General features: G+C 56.7%; 15 protein-coding genes and 2 tRNA genes. 2 read left to right on the top strand and 15 right to left on the bottom strand.

The features are described 5' to 3' along the window. Window positions 1–16: 16 nt before the first annotated feature. The 8 genes from QZQ97_RS21740 to QZQ97_RS21775 form a co-directional block, all read right to left on the bottom strand. Entirely contained in the window at window positions 17–718 is a 702-nt protein-coding gene (locus QZQ97_RS21740) for a DUF2461 domain-containing protein (protein WP_311995129.1), read from the bottom strand. Window positions 719–739: 21 nt separating this feature from the next. Next, window positions 740–2,284, bottom strand: a complete 1,545-nt coding sequence (ilvA, locus tag QZQ97_RS21745; protein ID WP_311995130.1) for a threonine ammonia-lyase, biosynthetic — start codon at window positions 2,282–2,284, stop codon at window positions 740–742. Between the two features lie 5 nt (window positions 2,285–2,289). Further along, a complete protein-coding gene (gene ilvD, locus QZQ97_RS21750) occupies window positions 2,290–4,140 on the bottom strand; it encodes a dihydroxy-acid dehydratase (protein WP_311995131.1) in 1,851 nt (616 codons plus the stop codon). A gap of 139 nt (window positions 4,141–4,279) precedes the next feature. Continuing rightward, a complete protein-coding gene (locus QZQ97_RS21755; RefSeq protein WP_311995132.1) occupies window positions 4,280–5,206 on the bottom strand; it encodes a branched-chain-amino-acid transaminase in 927 nt (308 codons plus the stop codon). A 22-nt stretch (window positions 5,207–5,228) separates the two neighbouring features. After that, on the bottom strand, window positions 5,229–5,486 hold the full coding sequence (ilvM, locus tag QZQ97_RS21760; protein WP_065506780.1) for an acetolactate synthase 2 small subunit: 258 nt from the start codon (window positions 5,484–5,486) through the stop codon (window positions 5,229–5,231). After that, complete coding sequence (gene ilvG, locus QZQ97_RS21765) at window positions 5,483–7,129, bottom strand: acetolactate synthase 2 catalytic subunit (RefSeq protein WP_311995133.1); 1,647 nt, start codon at window positions 7,127–7,129, stop codon at window positions 5,483–5,485. Before ilvG ends, ilvM begins: the two co-directional genes overlap by 4 nt. A gap of 142 nt (window positions 7,130–7,271) precedes the next feature. Then, complete coding sequence (ilvL, locus tag QZQ97_RS21770; RefSeq protein ID WP_013814970.1) at window positions 7,272–7,370, bottom strand: ilv operon leader peptide; 99 nt, start codon at window positions 7,368–7,370, stop codon at window positions 7,272–7,274. 133 nt (window positions 7,371–7,503) lie between these two features. Beyond that, entirely contained in the window at window positions 7,504–8,736 is a 1,233-nt protein-coding gene (locus QZQ97_RS21775) for an MFS transporter (RefSeq protein WP_311995134.1), read from the bottom strand. 343 nt (window positions 8,737–9,079) lie between these two features. On the opposite strand from QZQ97_RS21775, the gene QZQ97_RS21780 reads away from it, so the two are divergent. Further along, a complete protein-coding gene (locus QZQ97_RS21780) occupies window positions 9,080–10,600 on the top strand; it encodes a YifB family Mg chelatase-like AAA ATPase (protein WP_311995135.1) in 1,521 nt (506 codons plus the stop codon). A 27-nt stretch (window positions 10,601–10,627) separates the two neighbouring features. On the opposite strand, the gene QZQ97_RS21785 is transcribed toward QZQ97_RS21780, so the two are convergent. Further along, window positions 10,628–10,966 carry a DUF413 domain-containing protein gene (locus tag QZQ97_RS21785; RefSeq protein WP_065506784.1) on the bottom strand — a complete coding sequence of 113 codons (339 nt, stop codon included), beginning with the start codon at window positions 10,964–10,966 and terminating at the stop codon, window positions 10,628–10,630. A gap of 119 nt (window positions 10,967–11,085) precedes the next feature. Between QZQ97_RS21785 and hdfR the strand changes: the two genes are divergently transcribed. Next, entirely contained in the window at window positions 11,086–11,913 is an 828-nt protein-coding gene (gene hdfR, locus QZQ97_RS21790; RefSeq protein WP_311995136.1) for an HTH-type transcriptional regulator HdfR, read from the top strand. Window positions 11,914–11,917: 4 nt separating this feature from the next. Here hdfR and yjfF read toward each other — a convergent pair whose 3' ends face one another. The 6 genes from yjfF to QZQ97_RS21820 all read right to left on the bottom strand — a co-directional run bounded on the left by yjfF (window position 11,918) and on the right by QZQ97_RS21820 (window position 16,943). After that, the gene (gene yjfF / locus QZQ97_RS21795) at window positions 11,918–12,910 is read right to left on the bottom strand and encodes a galactofuranose ABC transporter, permease protein YjfF (protein WP_311995137.1); all 993 of its coding nucleotides are present in this window, start codon (window positions 12,908–12,910) and stop codon (window positions 11,918–11,920) included. Then, entirely contained in the window at window positions 12,907–13,929 is a 1,023-nt protein-coding gene (gene ytfT / locus QZQ97_RS21800; RefSeq protein ID WP_311995138.1) for a galactofuranose ABC transporter, ATP-binding protein YtfT, read from the bottom strand. Before ytfT ends, yjfF begins: the two co-directional genes overlap by 4 nt. After that, complete coding sequence (gene ytfR, locus QZQ97_RS21805) at window positions 13,926–15,440, bottom strand: galactofuranose ABC transporter, ATP-binding protein YtfR (protein WP_311995139.1); 1,515 nt, start codon at window positions 15,438–15,440, stop codon at window positions 13,926–13,928. The genes ytfT and ytfR overlap by 4 nt, the downstream gene beginning before the upstream one ends. Window positions 15,441–15,463: 23 nt before the next feature. Continuing rightward, window positions 15,464–16,420, bottom strand: coding sequence for a galactofuranose ABC transporter, galactofuranose-binding protein YtfQ (gene ytfQ / locus QZQ97_RS21810; protein ID WP_126485993.1), 957 nt, complete (start codon window positions 16,418–16,420; stop codon window positions 15,464–15,466). A 317-nt stretch (window positions 16,421–16,737) separates the two neighbouring features. Beyond that, window positions 16,738–16,813: transfer RNA gene (locus QZQ97_RS21815), tRNA-Trp, on the bottom strand. A 53-nt stretch (window positions 16,814–16,866) separates the two neighbouring features. Continuing rightward, window positions 16,867–16,943, bottom strand: a tRNA-Asp gene (locus QZQ97_RS21820). Window positions 16,944–16,988: the final 45 nt, after the last annotated feature.

The raw sequence follows: 16,988 nt of genomic DNA on the forward strand, positions 1-16,988 counted from the left end.
GAAAGACGACGAGTATTTAGAGATCGGCCGGATCGATTTGCTTCATCGTCTCCACCTGCATCAGCCAGTGATACAGCGGCTCAAGCTGTTGGAAACCCTGCGTCAGCGTCTGAACCAGGCCGGCGCTGAACAGCTTTTCTACCTGGCTGTCGCTGGCCATCACCGCGAAAGATTTGCGGTTGTACCAGGTGGCAATTTCCGCCGCCTGTTCTTTCACCAGCGGGCGCTTGTAGCTTTCCCCCACCAGCTCGAACGGCGGCCGGCAACAGGCCGCTACCTCTAAAAACGGCTGCGGCCGGCGCAGCAGCGTATGGCGGAACAGATCCATCGTCGGCTTGTTGGCGCTGTAATAACCCAGCCCATAGCGCAGCATATCCGGACCCAGTTCGAAGAAATACACCGGTGCGTCCTTCCAGTCTTTGCTTGGTCGTTTGAACGTCAGCCACATGCGGCTTCGATAACGCGATTTGTCGTGAGAAAAACGCGTGTCGCGATGGATACGCGACAACGTTTTACCGATCGCCGGCCGGGTTTCAAACTGCGGATCGATCGCCAGCATGGCCGGGCCAAGCTCGGCCACCAGCGTACGGAACGGCGTCAGCAGCTCCCGCTCGTAAACGTTGCGATTGGCTTCAAACCAGTCTTTGTCGTTCTCGAGCCGCACCTGTTGGAGAAAATTCAGCCCCTGTTGGCTGAAACCGGTAAAACTGTCTGTCATACGCCGTCCTTGTCGATTCCCTTAGCCCTGCAAGAAAAAACGGAACGCCGGGTTATCGGTTTCATCGTGGCAATCGTAGCCCAACGCCTGCAAGTGTTGCTCAAACTCGGGTTCGGTCTGCGACAGCTCGAAGCCCGCCAGCACGCGGCCAAAATCGGTGCCGTGGCTGCGATAATGGAACAGCGAAATATTCCAATGGGTACCCAAGGTCTGCAGGAACTTCAGCAGCGCACCCGGCGACTCCGGGAATTCAAAGCTGTACAGACGTTCGCGCAGCGGCTTCGAAGGGCGCCCGCCCACCATGTAGCGCACGTGCAGCTTGGCCATTTCGTCATCGGACAGATCCACCACCTGATAACCGTCGGCGTTCAGTTCGTCGATGATTTCCAGCCGTTCAGCATGACCGCGCGTCAGGCGAACACCGACGAAAATGCAGGCATTATCCGCATCGGCATAGCGGTAGTTGAACTCGGTCACCGAGCGGCCGCCCAGCAGTTGGCAGAACTTCAGGAAGCTGCCCTTCTGCTCTGGAATGGTCACCGCCAGCAGCGCTTCACGCTGTTCGCCCAATTCGCAGCGTTCGGACACGTAACGCAATCCATGGAAGTTCAGGTTGGCACCGGACAAAACGTGCGCCAGGCGCTCGCCCTGAATATTGTGCTGCTGCACATACTTTTTCAGCCCGGCCAGCGCCAGCGCGCCGGAGGGCTCGGCAATGGCGCGCACGTCTTCGAACAAATCTTTGACCGCCGCGCAGATAGCGTCGCTGTCGACGGTGATCACGTCGTCCAGGTATTCCCGGCACAGGCGGAAGGTTTCGTCACCGATGCGTTTCACCGCCACGCCTTCGGCAAACAGCCCGACGCGCGCCAGATCCACCGGATGTCCGGCATCCAGCGCCGCCCGCAGGCAGGCGGAATCCTCCGCCTCCACGCCGATCACTTTGATTTGCGGCATCAGTTGCTTGATCAACACCGCCACGCCGGCCGCCAGACCGCCGCCGCCAACCGGCACGAACACCCGGTCAAGATGCGCGTCCTGCTGCAGCAATTCCATCGCCAACGTGCCCTGCCCGGCAATCACCGTTGGATGATCGAACGGCGGTACGAAGGTCATGCCCTGTTTCTGCGACAGCTCAATCGCCCGTGCCTTGGCTTCATCAAAGTTGGCGCCATGCAACAGCACTTCGCCACCGAAACCGCGCACCGCATCCACTTTGATGTCCGCGGTGGAAACCGGCATCACGATCAGCGTTTTGATCCCCAGCCGTTTACCGGAGTAGGCAACGCCCTGCGCATGGTTACCGGCGGAAGCCGTCACCACGCCGCGCGCCTTTTGTTCTTCGTTCAGGCTGGCGATCATCGCATAGGCCCCGCGCAGCTTGAAACTGTGCACCGGCTGACGATCTTCACGCTTCACCAGAATGGTATTACCCAGTCGCGAAGAGATTTTGCTCATGGTCTGCAACGGGGTGACCTGAGCCACCTCGTAAACCGGCGAGCGGAGCACCGCTCGCAAATACTCCGCGCCGCCGGGGGCGTCGGATAGGGGTTGTGATACCGCCATGATGCTTAGCCTCCCAGCTTGCTCTTGTCGCGCACTGCGCCTTTGTCGGCGCTGGTCGCCAGGGTGGCGTAGGCGCGCAGGGCGTAGGAAACCTGACGCTCGCGATTCTTCGGTGTCCAGGCGCGATCGCCGCGCGCCAGCTCAACCTCGCGGCGTGCCGCCAGTTCGCTGTCTGTAACGTCCAGCACCATGCTGCGTTTTGGAATGTCGATGTCGATCATGTCGCCATCTTCAATCAGGGCAATCAGGCCACCGCTGCCCGCTTCCGGAGAAACGTGGCCGATAGACAGGCCTGAGGTGCCGCCGGAGAAACGCCCATCGGTGATCAGCGCACAGGCTTTGCCCAGCCCCATGGATTTCAGGTAGGTCGTCGGATACAGCATTTCCTGCATGCCCGGCCCGCCTTTTGGCCCTTCGTAGCGGATGACCACCACGTCGCCGGCAACCACTTTACCGCCGAGGATCGCCTCCACCGCCGTATCCTGGCTTTCGTAGACTTTCGCCGGGCCACGGAAGGTCAGGTTATCGTTGTCGACGCCGGCAGTTTTAACGATGCTGCCGTCGAGTGCCATATTGCCGTACAGCACGGCCAAACCACCTTCCAGGCTGAACGCGTTTTCCAACGAGCGGATACAGCCCTCTGCGCGATCGTCGTCAAGCGTATCCCAGCGGCAATCCTGCGAGAACGCCTGAGTGGTGCGGATGCCCGCAGGGCCGGCGCGGAACATTTTCTTCACGGCCTCATCTTTGGTCAGCATGATGTCGTACTGTTCCAGCGTTTCCGGCAGCTTCAGGCCCAGGATGTTATCGACATCGCGATTCATCAGCCCCGCGCGGTCCAATTCGCCGAGGATCGCCAGTACGCCGCCGGCGCGGTGCACGTCTTCCATATGGTATTTCTGGGTGCTTGGTGCCACTTTGCACAGATGCGGGACCTTGCGCGACAGACGATCGATGTCCGCCATGGTGAAATCAATCTCACCTTCCTGCGCCGCAGCCAACAGGTGAAGTACGGTATTGGTCGAGCCGCCCATGGCGATATCCAGCGTCATGGCGTTCTCGAATGCCGCCTTGTTGGCGATGCTGCGCGGCAGCGCGCTTTCGTCGTCCTGCTCATAGTAACGTTTGGTCAGAGCAACGATGCGCTTGCCGGCGTTGAGGAACAGATCCTTACGGTCCGCGTGGGTCGCCAACAGCGAGCCATTGCCCGGTTGGGACAGGCCCAACGCTTCGGTCAGGCAGTTCATCGAGTTGGCGGTGAACATGCCGGAACAAGAACCGCAGGTCGGGCAGGCGGAGCGTTCGATTTGCGCGCTGTCGGCGTCGCTGACATTCGGGTTGGCACCCTGGATCATCGCATCGATCAGGTCCAGCTTGATTATCTTGTCGGACAGCTTGGTCTTGCCGGCTTCCATTGGGCCGCCCGAAACGAAAATCACCGGAATATTGAGGCGCAGTGACGCCATCAGCATCCCTGGGGTGATTTTGTCGCAGTTGGAGATACACACCATCGCATCGGCACAGTGGGCATTCACCATGTATTCAACCGAGTCGGCGATCAGTTCGCGCGACGGCAGAGAATAGAGCATGCCGCCGTGGCCCATGGCGATACCGTCATCCACCGCAATGGTATTGAATTCTTTGGCGACGCCGCCGGAGGCTTCGATCTGCTCTGCAACCAGTTTGCCCAAATCGCGCAAGTGCACATGGCCCGGCACGAACTGGGTAAATGAGTTGACCACCGCAATAATCGGCTTGCCGAAATCGTCGTCGGTCATCCCGGTCGCGCGCCATAATGCGCGGGCACCCGCCATATTGCGGCCGTGGGTGGTGGTGGCGGAACGGTACTTAGGCATGCTCTTCACTCCAAATGTATTCATTACAGGCGGCGAACGAACCGCCTGGGTAGTTATTCTTGTCTGTCTGTCGTTTTACCCTATGGATTTCAAGCTGTAGCCAACAACGCTGCGGTTTGAAAGACGACGGGTAGAGTTGTTATTGGTTTACCGGGTCCAACCAGCCGTACTTGTCTTCGGTCTTGCCGGTAAACAGGCCAAAGAACGCCTGCTGAATTTGTTTGGTTATCGGGCCGCACTTGCCGATACCGACCTGGATGCCGTCAACGCTGCGCACCGGGGTGATTTCCGCAGCGGTGCCGGACATGAACACTTCGTCGGCCAGGTACAGCGACTCGCGCGACAACACCTGCTCACGCACTTCAAAGCCCATGTCTTTCGCCAGTTTGATAATGGCGTCACGGGTGATGCCCGGCAGTGCGGAAGAGGTGAACGGCGGGGTAAACAACACGCCGTCTTTCACTTCGAACAGGTTCTCGCCCGCGCCTTCGGAAATATAACCGTGCACGTCAAGCGCAATCCCTTCCTGATAACCGTGGCGGCGCGCTTCGCTGCCCACCAGCAGGGAGGAAAGGTAGTTACCGCCGGCTTTGGCCGCCGTTGGAATGGTATTTGGCGCCACGCGCTGCCAGGAAGAAACCATCGCATCGATACCTTGGTCCAGCGCTTCTTCACCCAGATACGCGCCCCAAGGAAACGCCGCGATAATCACGTCGGTTTTGTAACCGGCCGGTGGGTTAACTCCCATGCCGACGTCGCCAACAAACACCAGCGGACGAATATAAGCGCTGACCAAATTGTTTTTACGCAGCGTGGCGCGGCAGGCCTCCATCAGCTCATCGACGCTGTGCGATACCGGCATGCGATAAATTTTTGCCGAGTCGTGCAGACGCTGCATATGTTCGCGATGGCGGAATACCACCGGGCCTTTATGGGAGTCGTAGCAACGGACTCCTTCAAACACCGAAGTGCCGTAGTGCAACGCATGCGACATCACGTGCACCTTGGCGTCAGCCCAAGGAACCATCTCACCATTGAACCAAATGTAATCGGCTTTCTTCGTCATTGTTCTTTATCCTTCTCGCGCCTCAGGCGCGTATTTGTTGTGATGTTGGTTGCTGGATCTCAACGCAGGAGACGTCCATCAGTTTGCTTAACTGTGATGACAGTAGATCCACCGGGCGCTGGCTGGCAACGGTCAATTCAATATTAATATTGTCGGCATTCACCGCTGAAACCATATTCATAGCACAAACCTGAAAGCCGCGATGACGCACGACGCGCAATACGCGCTCTAACATTTCAGGACGGAAACGGGCCTGGATCGAGAGTTGGTGCTGCATCATGACATTTTCTCCAACATGGTTTCGTTGCCGGCGCCCGGCGGCACCAGCGGCCAGACGTTTTCGAGCTCATCAATGGACACATGCAGCAGGTAAGGCCCTTCGCTGTTGAGTAAGGCGTCGAGGGCGTCTGCCACCTGGTCTTTACGGGTAATGCGCTGGCCGGGAATACCGAAGGCAGTGGCCAACATCAGGAAATCGGGGTTGTCGGACAGGTTGGTTTCGCTGTAACGACCATCAAAAAACAGCTGCTGCCACTGTCGAACCATGCCTAAACGCTGGTTATCCAGTAAAACGATTTTCAGCGGCAGCTGTTTTCGTTTTATGGTGCCCAGCTCCTGCACGTTCATCATGAAGGAACCGTCGCCCGATACGCAGATCACCGTATCCTGCGGCCGCGCCATTTGGGCCCCCACCGCGGCCGGCACGCCGAATCCCATGGTGCCCAGACCGCTGGAGGTGATGAAGTTTTCCGGGCGTTCAAAGGTCATGTGCTGCGCGGTCCACATCTGGTGTTGGCCCACGTCGGTGGTGACCACCGTATTGGCCGGTTTGCGTTCGGACAACTGTTTCAACAGCAACGGCGCGTAGATCGGTTGGCCTGGGTGATCGTAACGCCAGGTATGGGTTTCTTTCAGCTCAGCGACCCGCCGCTGCCAGGCGCTGATATTCAACGGCTGTTGCAAAGCCGGCAGCAAGGCTTTCAAATCGCCCTGCAATGCCACGTGTGCCTGACGCAGCTTGCTCATCTCCGCCGGGTCGATATCCATATGGATCACCTTGGCATGCGGCGCGAACGCGTTCAGTTTGCCGGTCACGCGATCGTCAAAACGCGCGCCGACGGCGATCAGCAAATCGCACTCCTGCACCGCCAGGTTGGCGGCCTTGGTACCGTGCATGCCCAGCATACCGAGATAATAGGCGTGTTCCGCGTCTGGCGCGCCCAGCCCTTTCAACGTGGCAACGCTCGGCATCTGGGTCAGGGCGACAAACTCGCGCAGTGCCGGCACTGCCTGTGCCATGCCAACGCCGCCGCCAACGTACAGCATCGGTTTATGCGCCTGCGCCAGCAATTCAGCGGCTTGCATCAGCTCTGCTGCCGGGTAGTTCAGTTCTTCCACTACCGGCATCAGGTGCGGGTGCAGGTCACCCTGCGCCAGCTGGATGTCTTTCGGGATATCGATCAGCACTGGGCCTGGGCGACCACTGCCGGCGATGGCGAAGGCTTCCGCCATGATGCCCGGCAACGCGTCCAGTGATTCCACCAGGAAGCTGTGTTTGGTGCAGGCCAGAGACAGGCCGAGAACATCGATCTCCTGAAAGGCATCTGTGCCGATCAGCGCAGAACCTACCTGACCGGTGATAGCCACGACCGGCACAGAGTCCAGCAGCGCATCAGCCAGGCCGGTGATCAGATTGGTGGCGCCAGGGCCGGAGGTAGCGATACAAACGCCGACTTTACCGGTTGAACGGGCATAGCCGATGGCGGCCATTGCGGCACCTTGCTCGTGGCGGCACAGCAGGTGTTCCACCCCGCCGTCATACAATGCATCGTAAACCGGCATGATTGCGCCACCCGGATAGCCGAATACCGTATCAACTCCCTGCGCACGCAACGCTTGTACTACCCACTGAGCCCCATTCATGGTTATTTCCTCGCCTTACTTCGACAACCGCAGGATTTTGTTCTGTTATTCATTCTCTTATCCTTAATCCACTTTTCTTATGCCAATAAAAAACCCCCGGACCTTACGGTGCGGGGGTTCTCTTGCGATTCCGGCTTGTTTTCTAAGCCTTTCTTCGTCCAAGTGCAGCCCCGCACGGTGGGATAATAATCACCACCACGCTAATCACGACTAGGCTAATCACTTGGGCAAAGGCTTTCATAATAGGTTTGTTCACTGTGCTCGTTTCGAACTAATGCCTACAGAGGTACCATAGTCACGCTCGGCATGACAACACTTTTTTTGCGTTATTATTCGACGCAATCTGGTCATACCTCGCGCAAACTATCGCGATTTCAAACGTTAGCGTGCAGGCTTGGGGTGTGCGCCTCGCCAGAGATTGTCTTGCCGCGCGTATCCTTGCCGAAGAACACCAGCAGTGCGATCACTATCGCCACCGTCCCGGCAATCATCGCCATCGCCAGCCCGTAGTTATGGCCGTGGTGGGCGGCAATCGTCGCTTGCAGCGTTGCGTTCACCGATGCGATCAGATTACCCAACTGATAAACGAATCCCGGCAGCACCGCACGGGTATTGGCCGGTACCAGTTCGGTGAGATAAGTAGGCACCACGCCCCAGGCACCCTGCACCATGAATTGCATCAAGAACGCGCCAATTCCCAGCATCAGCGAACCGCTGGAAAACGCCCACAGCGGGATCACGGGCAAGGCGAGCAGCGCAGCGATGATTATCGCTTTCCTGCGGCCAATTCTTTCCGATAGCGCGCCGAAGAAAACCCCGCCGATAATTGATGCGATATTGTAGCTAATAGCGATGATACTGACGGTTTTAGCATCGAAACCGTGCTGAACTTTCAGGAACACCGGATACATATCCTGGGTGCCGTGCGAGAAGAAATTGAATGCCGCCATCAGCAACACCAGATAGCCGCACAGTTTCCAATGGCTCTTCAGCACCGGCAGCAACGCGCTGCTTTCCTTGCGTTCACGAGCCGCCAGCCACACCGGCGATTCCTGTACGCAATAATAAATAAACGGCAGCAGTAAAATCGGCGCTGCGCCGATCACAAACATGCCACGCCAACCCACCACCTCAAACAGCAGGCCGTACGCCACCGCCGCCAACAGATACCCGAACGGATAACCAGCCTGGAAGATCCCCGACATCAGACCGCGTGAACGGTCTGGGATGGTTTCCATCGCCAGCGATGACGCCACGCCCCAGATCCCGCCCATCGCCACGCCGTACAATACCCGTAACAGCAAAAATACCGTCAGCGACGGTGCCGCAGCAGACAGCAACTCAAACACCGAGAAGAAGACGATATTCAGCATCAAAATCGGTTTGCGGCCGTATTTTTCCGCCGCGCGGCCAAAGATCAGCGCACCGATTGGGCGAACTGCCAACGTCAACAGGATCGCCAGCGTCACCTCCTCCATGCCGACATGGAAAGACTGCGCGATATCGCTGAGCAAAAACACCAGCACGAAGAAATCGAACGCATCGAGCGTCCAGCTTGAAAAGCTGGCGATAGCCGCATTGCGTTGTTGCGGGGTCCAACCAAACATAGTGTTATCCCTACCCTAGAGTACGAAGTCATGAGGTTTAGCGGCTGCCGTGGCGGAACGCGTCGGCGGTCGGAGTTTGTTAACGAAGTGATTTTTATTTTAATCAATTGTTAAATACACCCGTTCACCCTCCGGCCGCAACAAGGTTAGCTTGCTAATTTGTTGCAGCATTCGCGTAATTGTTAAGGGGTATTACCTCCCTCCTTGCGATGTACTTCGCAAAATATCGCTATCCCTTTGAAATAAAATATCTACATTGCGGCTTGGCGCGCAGAACCCTTAACGCTGCCGCGCCTCGGCGGCCCTAATCCCGCATCATGTTGCCTTCAGCAAGGAGAGCAATATGTCGCTGGCGGTTATCTATACCCGGGCAACGATGGGCGTTCAGGCCCCTTCGGTGACGGTAGAAGTGCATATCAGCAACGGGTTGCCCGGTCTGACCATGGTCGGTCTGCCGGAAACTACAGTGAAAGAAGCTCGCGATCGGGTACGTAGCGCGTTGATCAACAACGGTTTCACCTTTCCCGCCCGACGCATCACCGTTAATTTGGCGCCGGCCGATCTTCCCAAGGAGGGCGGCCGTTACGATCTGCCGATTGCCCTGGCGATCCTCGCCGCCTCCGAACAACTGCCGGCCGATCAGCTGGCGCGCTACGAGTTCTTAGGAGAGCTGGCGCTCTCCGGTGCTCTGCGAGGGGTAAGCGGCGCGATACCCGCCGCGCTGGCGGCTATGGATGCCGGAAGACAACTGATTCTCGCGGCGGCCAATGGTAAGGAAGTCGGCCTGATTGCACAGAGTGAAACCCGGGTGGCGGAGCACCTGCTTGAAGTGTGCGCCTTCCTGTTGGGCAAAGGTGTTTTACCGACGGCCAGCACCCCAGCCGCCGAAACCCGGCAGGACCCCGCCGATCTGCAGGATATTCTGGGCCAGGAGCAGGCCAAACGGGCGTTGGAGATTGCCGCCGCGGGGGGGCATAACCTGCTGTTGGTCGGCCCGCCGGGCACCGGAAAAACCATGTTGGCCAGTCGTCTCAATGGCCTGCTGCCGCCGCTGACCGACCGGGAGGCCCTGGAAAGCGTGGCCGTAGCCAGCCTGTTGCACCACCCTGCTGAAACACTGCCATGGCGCCAACGGCCATTTCGCGCACCGCATCACAGCGCCTCAATGGTCGCGCTGGTCGGCGGTGGCTCGCTGCCGCGGCCGGGGGAAATCTCCATGGCGCACAACGGCGTACTGTTTCTGGACGAGTTGCCGGAATTCGAACGGCGCGTGCTGGATGCCCTGCGTGAACCGCTGGAGTCTGGCGAGATCGTCATTTCACGCGCCAGCGCCAAGGTCTGCTTTCCGGCCAGGGTGCAGTTGATCGCAGCAATGAATCCCAGCCCGACAGGACACTACCAGGGCATGCATAACCGCGCGTCGCCGCAGCAGGTTCTGCGCTATCTCGGGCGGCTTTCAGGGCCGTTTCTCGATCGTTTCGATTTATCGATTGAGGTGCCGTTGCTGCCGCCAGGCGTTCTCAGTAAAAAGCGCGCCGGCGGAGAAAGCAGCATTCAGGTACGGGAGCGGGTATTGCAGGCGCGTGAGAGGCAGCTCTGTCGGGCAGGAAAAATCAACGCTCTGTTGAGTAATCCCGAAGTCGAGCGGGATTGTACGCTTAGCGCAGCGGACGCCGATTTTCTTGAGACTACGTTAAACAAGTTGGGATTATCGGTTCGCGCCTGGCAACGAATTTTAAAAGTGGCACGTACGCTGGCAGATTTGGCAGGGGATCGGGATATTGATAAGCGCCACCTGAGCGAAGCGCTTGGCTACCGCTGTATGGACCGCTTGTTGTTGCAGCTGCACCGCAGCCTGGAATAGAAATGGGGCCTGAAGGCCCCATCGTTATCAATCGTCGCTTTCGGTGTAATCTTCCACCGCATCAGCCTGCGGCTTGCCACCGGACAGGGTATGGAATTTTTTCGGGCGACGTGTGCGCGCCAGATATTTAGCCCATACTTTTTCCTGGTCGGTTACCGGCTCGCGCTCACCGTGACACACTGCGACGAACAGCTGTTCTTCTTCAGTGGCCGGCTGACGTTTGCCTGCGTCCAGCTCGTTGAACGCATACCCGAAGCGCTCTAGCAATTGCGCTTCTTTAATGGTGAAATCGCCGTGACGGGAGAACCCGCGAGGATAATGTTTATTATCAAAAAAACGATTGGTCGTGGTGAAGCTATCCGCCATCTGACACGCTCCTAATTCTCTCATGGCCGTGCTGTTTATGGCGCGGAGTATTAGATAGGCTTGACATTGTGTAAAACAAAACATTTAAATCTTAACGATAAAAATTTCTGGAGACAGGTGTGGATACCGAATTACTGAAAACCTTTTTGGAGGTCAGTAGAACGCGTCACTTTGGCCGAGCCGCGGAATCCTTGTACTTAACGCAGTCTGCGGTCAGTTTCCGCATCCGCCAGTTAGAAAACCAATTAGGCGCGAATTTATTCACCCGTCATCGTAACAATATCCGCCTGACGCCCGCCGGGGAGCGGCTTCTGCCCTATGCTGAGAGCCTGATGACAACCTGGCAGTTGGCAAAAAAAGAGGTGGTGCGTTCGCTGCAGCATACCGAGTTGTCCATCGGCGCCACCGCATCTTTGTGGGAGGCCTACCTAACCCCGTGGTTGCAATCGCTCTATCAACAACGTGAGGCGCTACAACTGGAAGCCAGGGTCGCACTACGGCATTCTTTGGTAAAACAGCTGCATGAGAGACAGCTCGATTTGCTCATCACGACCGAACCGCCAAAGATGGATGAGCTGGCCAGCCAGTTGCTGGGTAATTTCTCGCTGCGGCTATTCTCTTCCACACTACGTGATCAGCATGCGCCGATGCCGTATATCAAGCTGGAATGGGGAGCAGACTTTCATCAGCAAGAAAGCCGCATGCTGGAGGGTGATAGTCTGCCGGTACTGACCACCACCTCGGCGCACCTGACCCGCCAGTTACTGGAAACCACCGGCGGCTGCGCCTTCTTGCCCAGCCAGTGGGAGAAGGACTATCCGCAGTTGGTCGCCGCCCCCGAGATCCCGGCGATTATCCGCCCGCTGTATGCCGTGTGGCTGCAAAATAGCGACCAGCAGCCGCTCATCCGGCAATTGCTGAAGATACCTTTAAACACCGCAGCCTAAGACGCTATAACGGCTTCAACCGCGGATGACGTGGTTTGGTTCGTCTGTTGAGCCAAAACGCGCTCATCGCCTTCTGGAGGCCGATAAAGCAGAACAACAGGATACCGATGACGATTTTGGTCCACCAGGAGCTAAGCGTACCGTCGAAGGTGATATAGCTCTGAATCAGCCCCTGGATCAGCACGCCAAACAGCGTGCCCAGCACGGTACCGACACCGCCGGTCAGCAACGTACCACCAATCACCACGGCGGCAATGGCATCCAGCTCTACACCGCTGGCTGCCAGTGCATAGCCCGCAGAGGTGTATAACGAGAAAATAATCCCTGACAGCGCCGCCAGCGTGCCTGAAAGCATATAAATCAGCACAGTGGTACGCTGCACTGGTACACCCATTAATGCCGCAGACACCCGGTTACCGCCGATGGCATAGACGTTATGGCCGAAGCGCGTGCGGTGTGCCAGCACCATACCGAACGCCACCACCAACAGCATTACCAGCGCTAACAGCGTGAATCGGCCGCCACCCGGCAGTTTCCAGGCGTAGTTGGCCAGCGTCGCATACAGCGGATGATCAATGGGTATCGACTCTTCCGAAAGAATAAAACTCATGCCCCGTACGAAGAACATCCCAGCCAGCGTGATGATAAATGCCGGTAGTTTGAGCGCATCAATGATCCAGCCCATCAGAGCGCCAAACGACGCCCCCATCAACAGAGCAATGATAAACGCATAACCCGGCGCAATACCGTAAACGCCGATCAGCTTGGCCAACAATACACCGGTGAAGGCGATCACCGACCCAACCGACAGATCGATACCACCGGAAAGGATCACAAACGTCATCCCTACCGCCACTATGCCGAGAAACGCGTTGTCAGTCAGTAAATCGCACCATACCCGCGTTGACGCAAAGCTGGGGAACTGGGTGAGACAAAACCCATAACCCAGAAGAAAGACCACGAGGGTAATCAACAATGACAGATTACGTTTGATCATGGTTTCCGTCTCCTTAACAGCCGATGCAACGACACGCTCGGCGATTGAACCATCAGCACCGCCAGTACCACTATCGCCTTCAGCACCAGATTGAACTCCGGCCGATAGCCAGACAGCAGAATACCGGTATTCATCCCCTGGATTATTAATGCCCCAATGACTGACAAAAGAAGGTTAAAACGCCCTCCCAGCAAGGATCCCCCGCCAATCACCACCGCTAAAATCGCATCCAGCTCCAGCCACAGCCCGGCATTATTGGCATCCGCGCCACGGATATCCGCCGTAACAATAATCCCGGCTACCGCGGCGCACAGCCCGCAGATCACATAGACTGCCATGACCACCCAGCGCGTACTGACCCCCGCATTGCGCGCCGAACGCAAATTAATCCCCACAGCCTCGATAAACAGCCCCAGCGCGGTTTTGCGCGTCAGCAGCCAGATCAACAACAGCATCACGGCGGCAATGATCGCCGGCATCGGCAAATACATCAGCGCGCCGCTGCCCAACTGTGCCAAACCTTCGCGTTCGAAAGTGACGATTTGCCCTTCGGTGATCAACTGTGCAATACCGCGACCGGCTACCATCAGCATCAGCGTGGCAACGATCGGTTGTATCTGCAACACCGCCACCAGAAATCCGTTCCACAAGCCACACAACGCCCCCACGGCCAGCGCGGCGGCCAGCACGTAACCCAGTGGATAGCCCGCGCTGGTCAGCGTTGCCGCCGTAGCACCGGCGATTGCCATCACCGCCCCTACGGAAAGATCGATACCCCCGGTGGCGATAACCAGCGTCATGCCCAAGGCAAGCAATGCGACCGGTGCACCGCGGTTAACGATATCGATCACGCTGCCAAACAAACGGCCATCCTGAATGTGAATGGAAAAGAAATTCGGGGCGACCAGGCTGTCGATCAGCAAAATCGCCGCCAGCGCTCCCAACTGCGTCGCCCCGGCAGGGAATACCCATTTGACTTTGCGTGGTCCACCGGTCATGGAGAAGCTCCTGTGATTCATCCTGCCCCCTGTTGCACAGCAATCGCCTGCATAATTGCAGGCACCGTAATAGCCGCATGCTCAAGCTGCGTAACATGTTTTCTGTCGCGTAATACCACGATGCGGTCGGCATATCCCGCCAGTTCTTCCAGTTCAGAAGAAATCACCAGTAGCGCTAACCCTTCATCGCATAGCCTTTCAATCAGCCGAATGATTTCAGCATGCGCACCAACGTCGATCCCGCGCGTCGGTTCATCCAGGATCAGAAAGCGGGGTTTGGTTGCCAACCAACGCGACAGCAGCACTTTCTGCTGATTTCCCCCGGACAGGTATTGGATCTGTTGCTCCGGGCCCGGCGTGCGAATACCCAACAATTGGATAAAACTATCGGCAATGCGGGTTTGTTCTCGTAGCGAAAGCGGTTTTAACCAGCCATGCTGAGCCTGAAGGGCCAGAATGATATTTTCTCGCACCGTCGCGGCACCGATAATTCCGTCGGTTTTACGATCCTCCGGGCAATAGCCGAAGCCAAGACTGGCAGCTTTGCGCGGCGTACGAATATTCACCGCGCGGCCCTCCACTTTTGCATTGCCGCTATCATGCGATTTGATGCCAAATATCAGTTGGGCCGTTTCGGTGCGCCCCGAACCGAGCAGACCGGCCAATCCGACAATCTCACCCGGCCTTATTCTCAGATCGAAGGGTTCAACCATGCCGCGACGCCCGTAGCCGTTAAATTCGACCAGCGGAGACGCATCCGTCGGCGCATGCTCGCCCCGCTTGAGCAAAGACTCGTCAAAGGCGTGACCGAGCATCATCTGGACCAGCTCCAGCCGTGGCAAGTCGTTGGCAGGCTTGGTGCCCACCAACTTACCGTTGCGCAGCACGGTAATGCGATCGCTGATGCGGTAAACCTGATCGAGGAAATGAGTGACAAAGATCATGCCTATTCCCTGCGATCGCAGCTGACTGAGAATATCCAGCAGCATGGTGACTTCTTTAGCATCCAGGCTGGCAGTGGGTTCATCCAGGATCAGGACTTTGGCTGAAAGATCGACCGCCCGGGCGATGGCGACAATCTGCTGGATCGCAATCGAATAATTGCCCAATGGCTGGCTGACATCCAGCTGCAATCCATAGCCCTGCAAAAGTTGCTGGGCTCTTAGCCGCATGGATTTTTGATCGACCAGGCCGAAACGAGTCGGTTCGCGCCCGATAAACAAATTGGCGGCCACCGAGATATTCGCCAGCAGGTTAACTTCCTGATAAACCGTACCAATCCCCAACGCCTGCGCCTGCGCGGTGCTTTGCGGCGCAATGGCTTTGCCCTCCAGCAGAATTTCACCGGCGGAACGTTGATAAACGCCGGTCAGCGCTTTTATTAGCGTGGATTTCCCCGCGCCGTTTTCACCCAGCAGCGCCATGATCTCTCCACGCTGTAGAGTGAAATCAACCTGTTCCAGCGCCTTTACGCCAGGAAACTCGACGGATAGTCCCTTAATCGCCAATAACGTGGTCTGAGATGCGGCCATCTTTTGTCCCGTCGGTGAGTGGATTAATAACCCATGCTTTTCTTCAGCTCAAATTCCTGTTTTGCGGTATCAGGCTGCAGCAGTTTCGATTCGGTCTGAATAAACTTCGCGGGTTGCGTGCCGTCTTTTTTCATCGCCAACAGCGCGTCGAACGCAGGACCAGCCATATTTGGCGTCAACTCGACCGACGCATTGGCCTCGCCGTTGATCATCGCTTTGAAAATATCGGGAACACCATCGATAGAGACAATTTTGATTTGTGAACCCGGTTTCAAGCCGGCTTCTTTAATCGCCTGAATGGCACCTATCGCCATATCGTCGTTATGCGCATAAACGGCGCAGATATTTTTACCGTTCTGCTCAGCCTTGATGAAGCTTTCCATCACCTCTTTACCCTTGCTGCGGGTGAAATCGCCGGATTGCGAACGGATGATTTTTACGTTGGCGGCACTGGCGATACCATCAGCGAAGCCTTTCTTACGGTTGATTGCGACGCTGGAACCCACAGTGCCTTGCAGTTCCACCACGTTACAAGGTTTGCCGGCCACCTCTTTTACCAGCCACTCCCCCGCGACTTTGCCTTCATGAACACTGTCCGATGCCACAGCAGCGGTATACAGCGAGGGATCGTTCACCTCAATCATTCTGTCGAGCAGGAATACCGGGATTTTGGCCTCTTTCGCCTCTTGCAGCACCGGGGTCCAGCCAGTAGCAACAACGGGCGCAATGAAAATAGCGTCAACGCCCTGGGCAATAAAAGATCTTACCGCTTTGATCTGATTCTCTTGTTTTTGCTGCGCATCGGCGATTTTCAGCGTAATTCCGCGCTTTTCCGCCTCTTGTTTTGATACCTTGGTTTCTGCCGAGCGCCAGCCCGATTCAGAACCAATCTGAGAAAAACCGACGACCAGCGGTGCTGCCTGTGCCGTACCGATCAATGCGCCTGTAATGGCGGCTGCTAACAGCAGACGTTTAACCATGTTGTTCTCCTCGCTTTGCACAGGGATGTGACTCCCTCCGACAGGGGTAGCCGTTGTTGTATATGCTGCATATTTTTCTGGTGAAGTTGGCGCTTAAAGGGTCAGGCGCTAATTAGGTGTAGCTGAAAATCAGGCAGGAATAATGCGCGGCATCACATCGCGGCAGAACAACCATTTTGTACATGGATTCAGCTAAAAATGTCTAAATTGGGAACGATTTCAGAGGGGTTTTTAGGCGATCTTTCAGAAGGGTAACGGGGATTATAGAAAAGCAGAAAGCAAAAAAAACCCTTCGCTTTCGCAAAGGGTTTTTAATATGGCAGGGGCGGAGAGACTCGAACTCGCGACACCCGGTTTTGGAGACCGGTGCTCTACCAACTGAGCTACGCCCCTAAATCTCGCTTAACATTATGCCTGCTAAAATTAGCAGGCATAATTTAAATAAGTGGCGGAACGGACGGGGCTCGAACCCGCGACCCCCTGCGTGACAGGCAGGTATTCTAACCAACTGAACTACCGCTCCACCGATTCTTTTACGTTACATCTTTCGATGCAGGCAAAACCGCTC

Source organism: Serratia sp. root2 (assembly GCF_031931805.1).
In the GTDB taxonomy this organism is placed as follows: domain Bacteria; phylum Pseudomonadota; class Gammaproteobacteria; order Enterobacterales; family Enterobacteriaceae; genus Serratia; species Serratia inhibens.

Bases quoted from the DNA above. Each gene is read 5' to 3' on its own strand.
- QZQ97_RS21740 (WP_311995129.1), bottom strand. From the start codon at position 718: ATGACAGACAGTTTTACCGGTTTCAGCCAACAGGGGCTGAATTTTCTC.
- ilvA (WP_311995130.1), bottom strand. From the start codon at position 2,284: ATGGCGGTATCACAACCCCTATCCGACGCCCCCGGCGGCGCGGAGTAT.
- ilvD (WP_311995131.1), bottom strand. From the start codon at position 4,140: ATGCCTAAGTACCGTTCCGCCACCACCACCCACGGCCGCAATATGGCG.
- QZQ97_RS21755 (WP_311995132.1), bottom strand. From the start codon at position 5,206: ATGACGAAGAAAGCCGATTACATTTGGTTCAATGGTGAGATGGTTCCT.
- ilvM (WP_065506780.1), bottom strand. From the start codon at position 5,486: ATGATGCAGCACCAACTCTCGATCCAGGCCCGTTTCCGTCCTGAAATG.
- ilvG (WP_311995133.1), bottom strand. From the start codon at position 7,129: ATGAATGGGGCTCAGTGGGTAGTACAAGCGTTGCGTGCGCAGGGAGTT.
- ilvL (WP_013814970.1), bottom strand. From the start codon at position 7,370: ATGAAAGCCTTTGCCCAAGTGATTAGCCTAGTCGTGATTAGCGTGGTG.
- QZQ97_RS21775 (WP_311995134.1), bottom strand. From the start codon at position 8,736: ATGTTTGGTTGGACCCCGCAACAACGCAATGCGGCTATCGCCAGCTTT.
- QZQ97_RS21780 (WP_311995135.1), top strand. From the start codon at position 9,080: ATGTCGCTGGCGGTTATCTATACCCGGGCAACGATGGGCGTTCAGGCC.
- QZQ97_RS21785 (WP_065506784.1), bottom strand. From the start codon at position 10,966: ATGGCGGATAGCTTCACCACGACCAATCGTTTTTTTGATAATAAACAT.
- yjfF (WP_311995137.1), bottom strand. From the start codon at position 12,910: ATGATCAAACGTAATCTGTCATTGTTGATTACCCTCGTGGTCTTTCTT.
- ytfT (WP_311995138.1), bottom strand. From the start codon at position 13,929: ATGAATCACAGGAGCTTCTCCATGACCGGTGGACCACGCAAAGTCAAA.
- ytfR (WP_311995139.1), bottom strand. From the start codon at position 15,440: ATGGCCGCATCTCAGACCACGTTATTGGCGATTAAGGGACTATCCGTC.
- ytfQ (WP_126485993.1), bottom strand. From the start codon at position 16,420: ATGGTTAAACGTCTGCTGTTAGCAGCCGCCATTACAGGCGCATTGATC.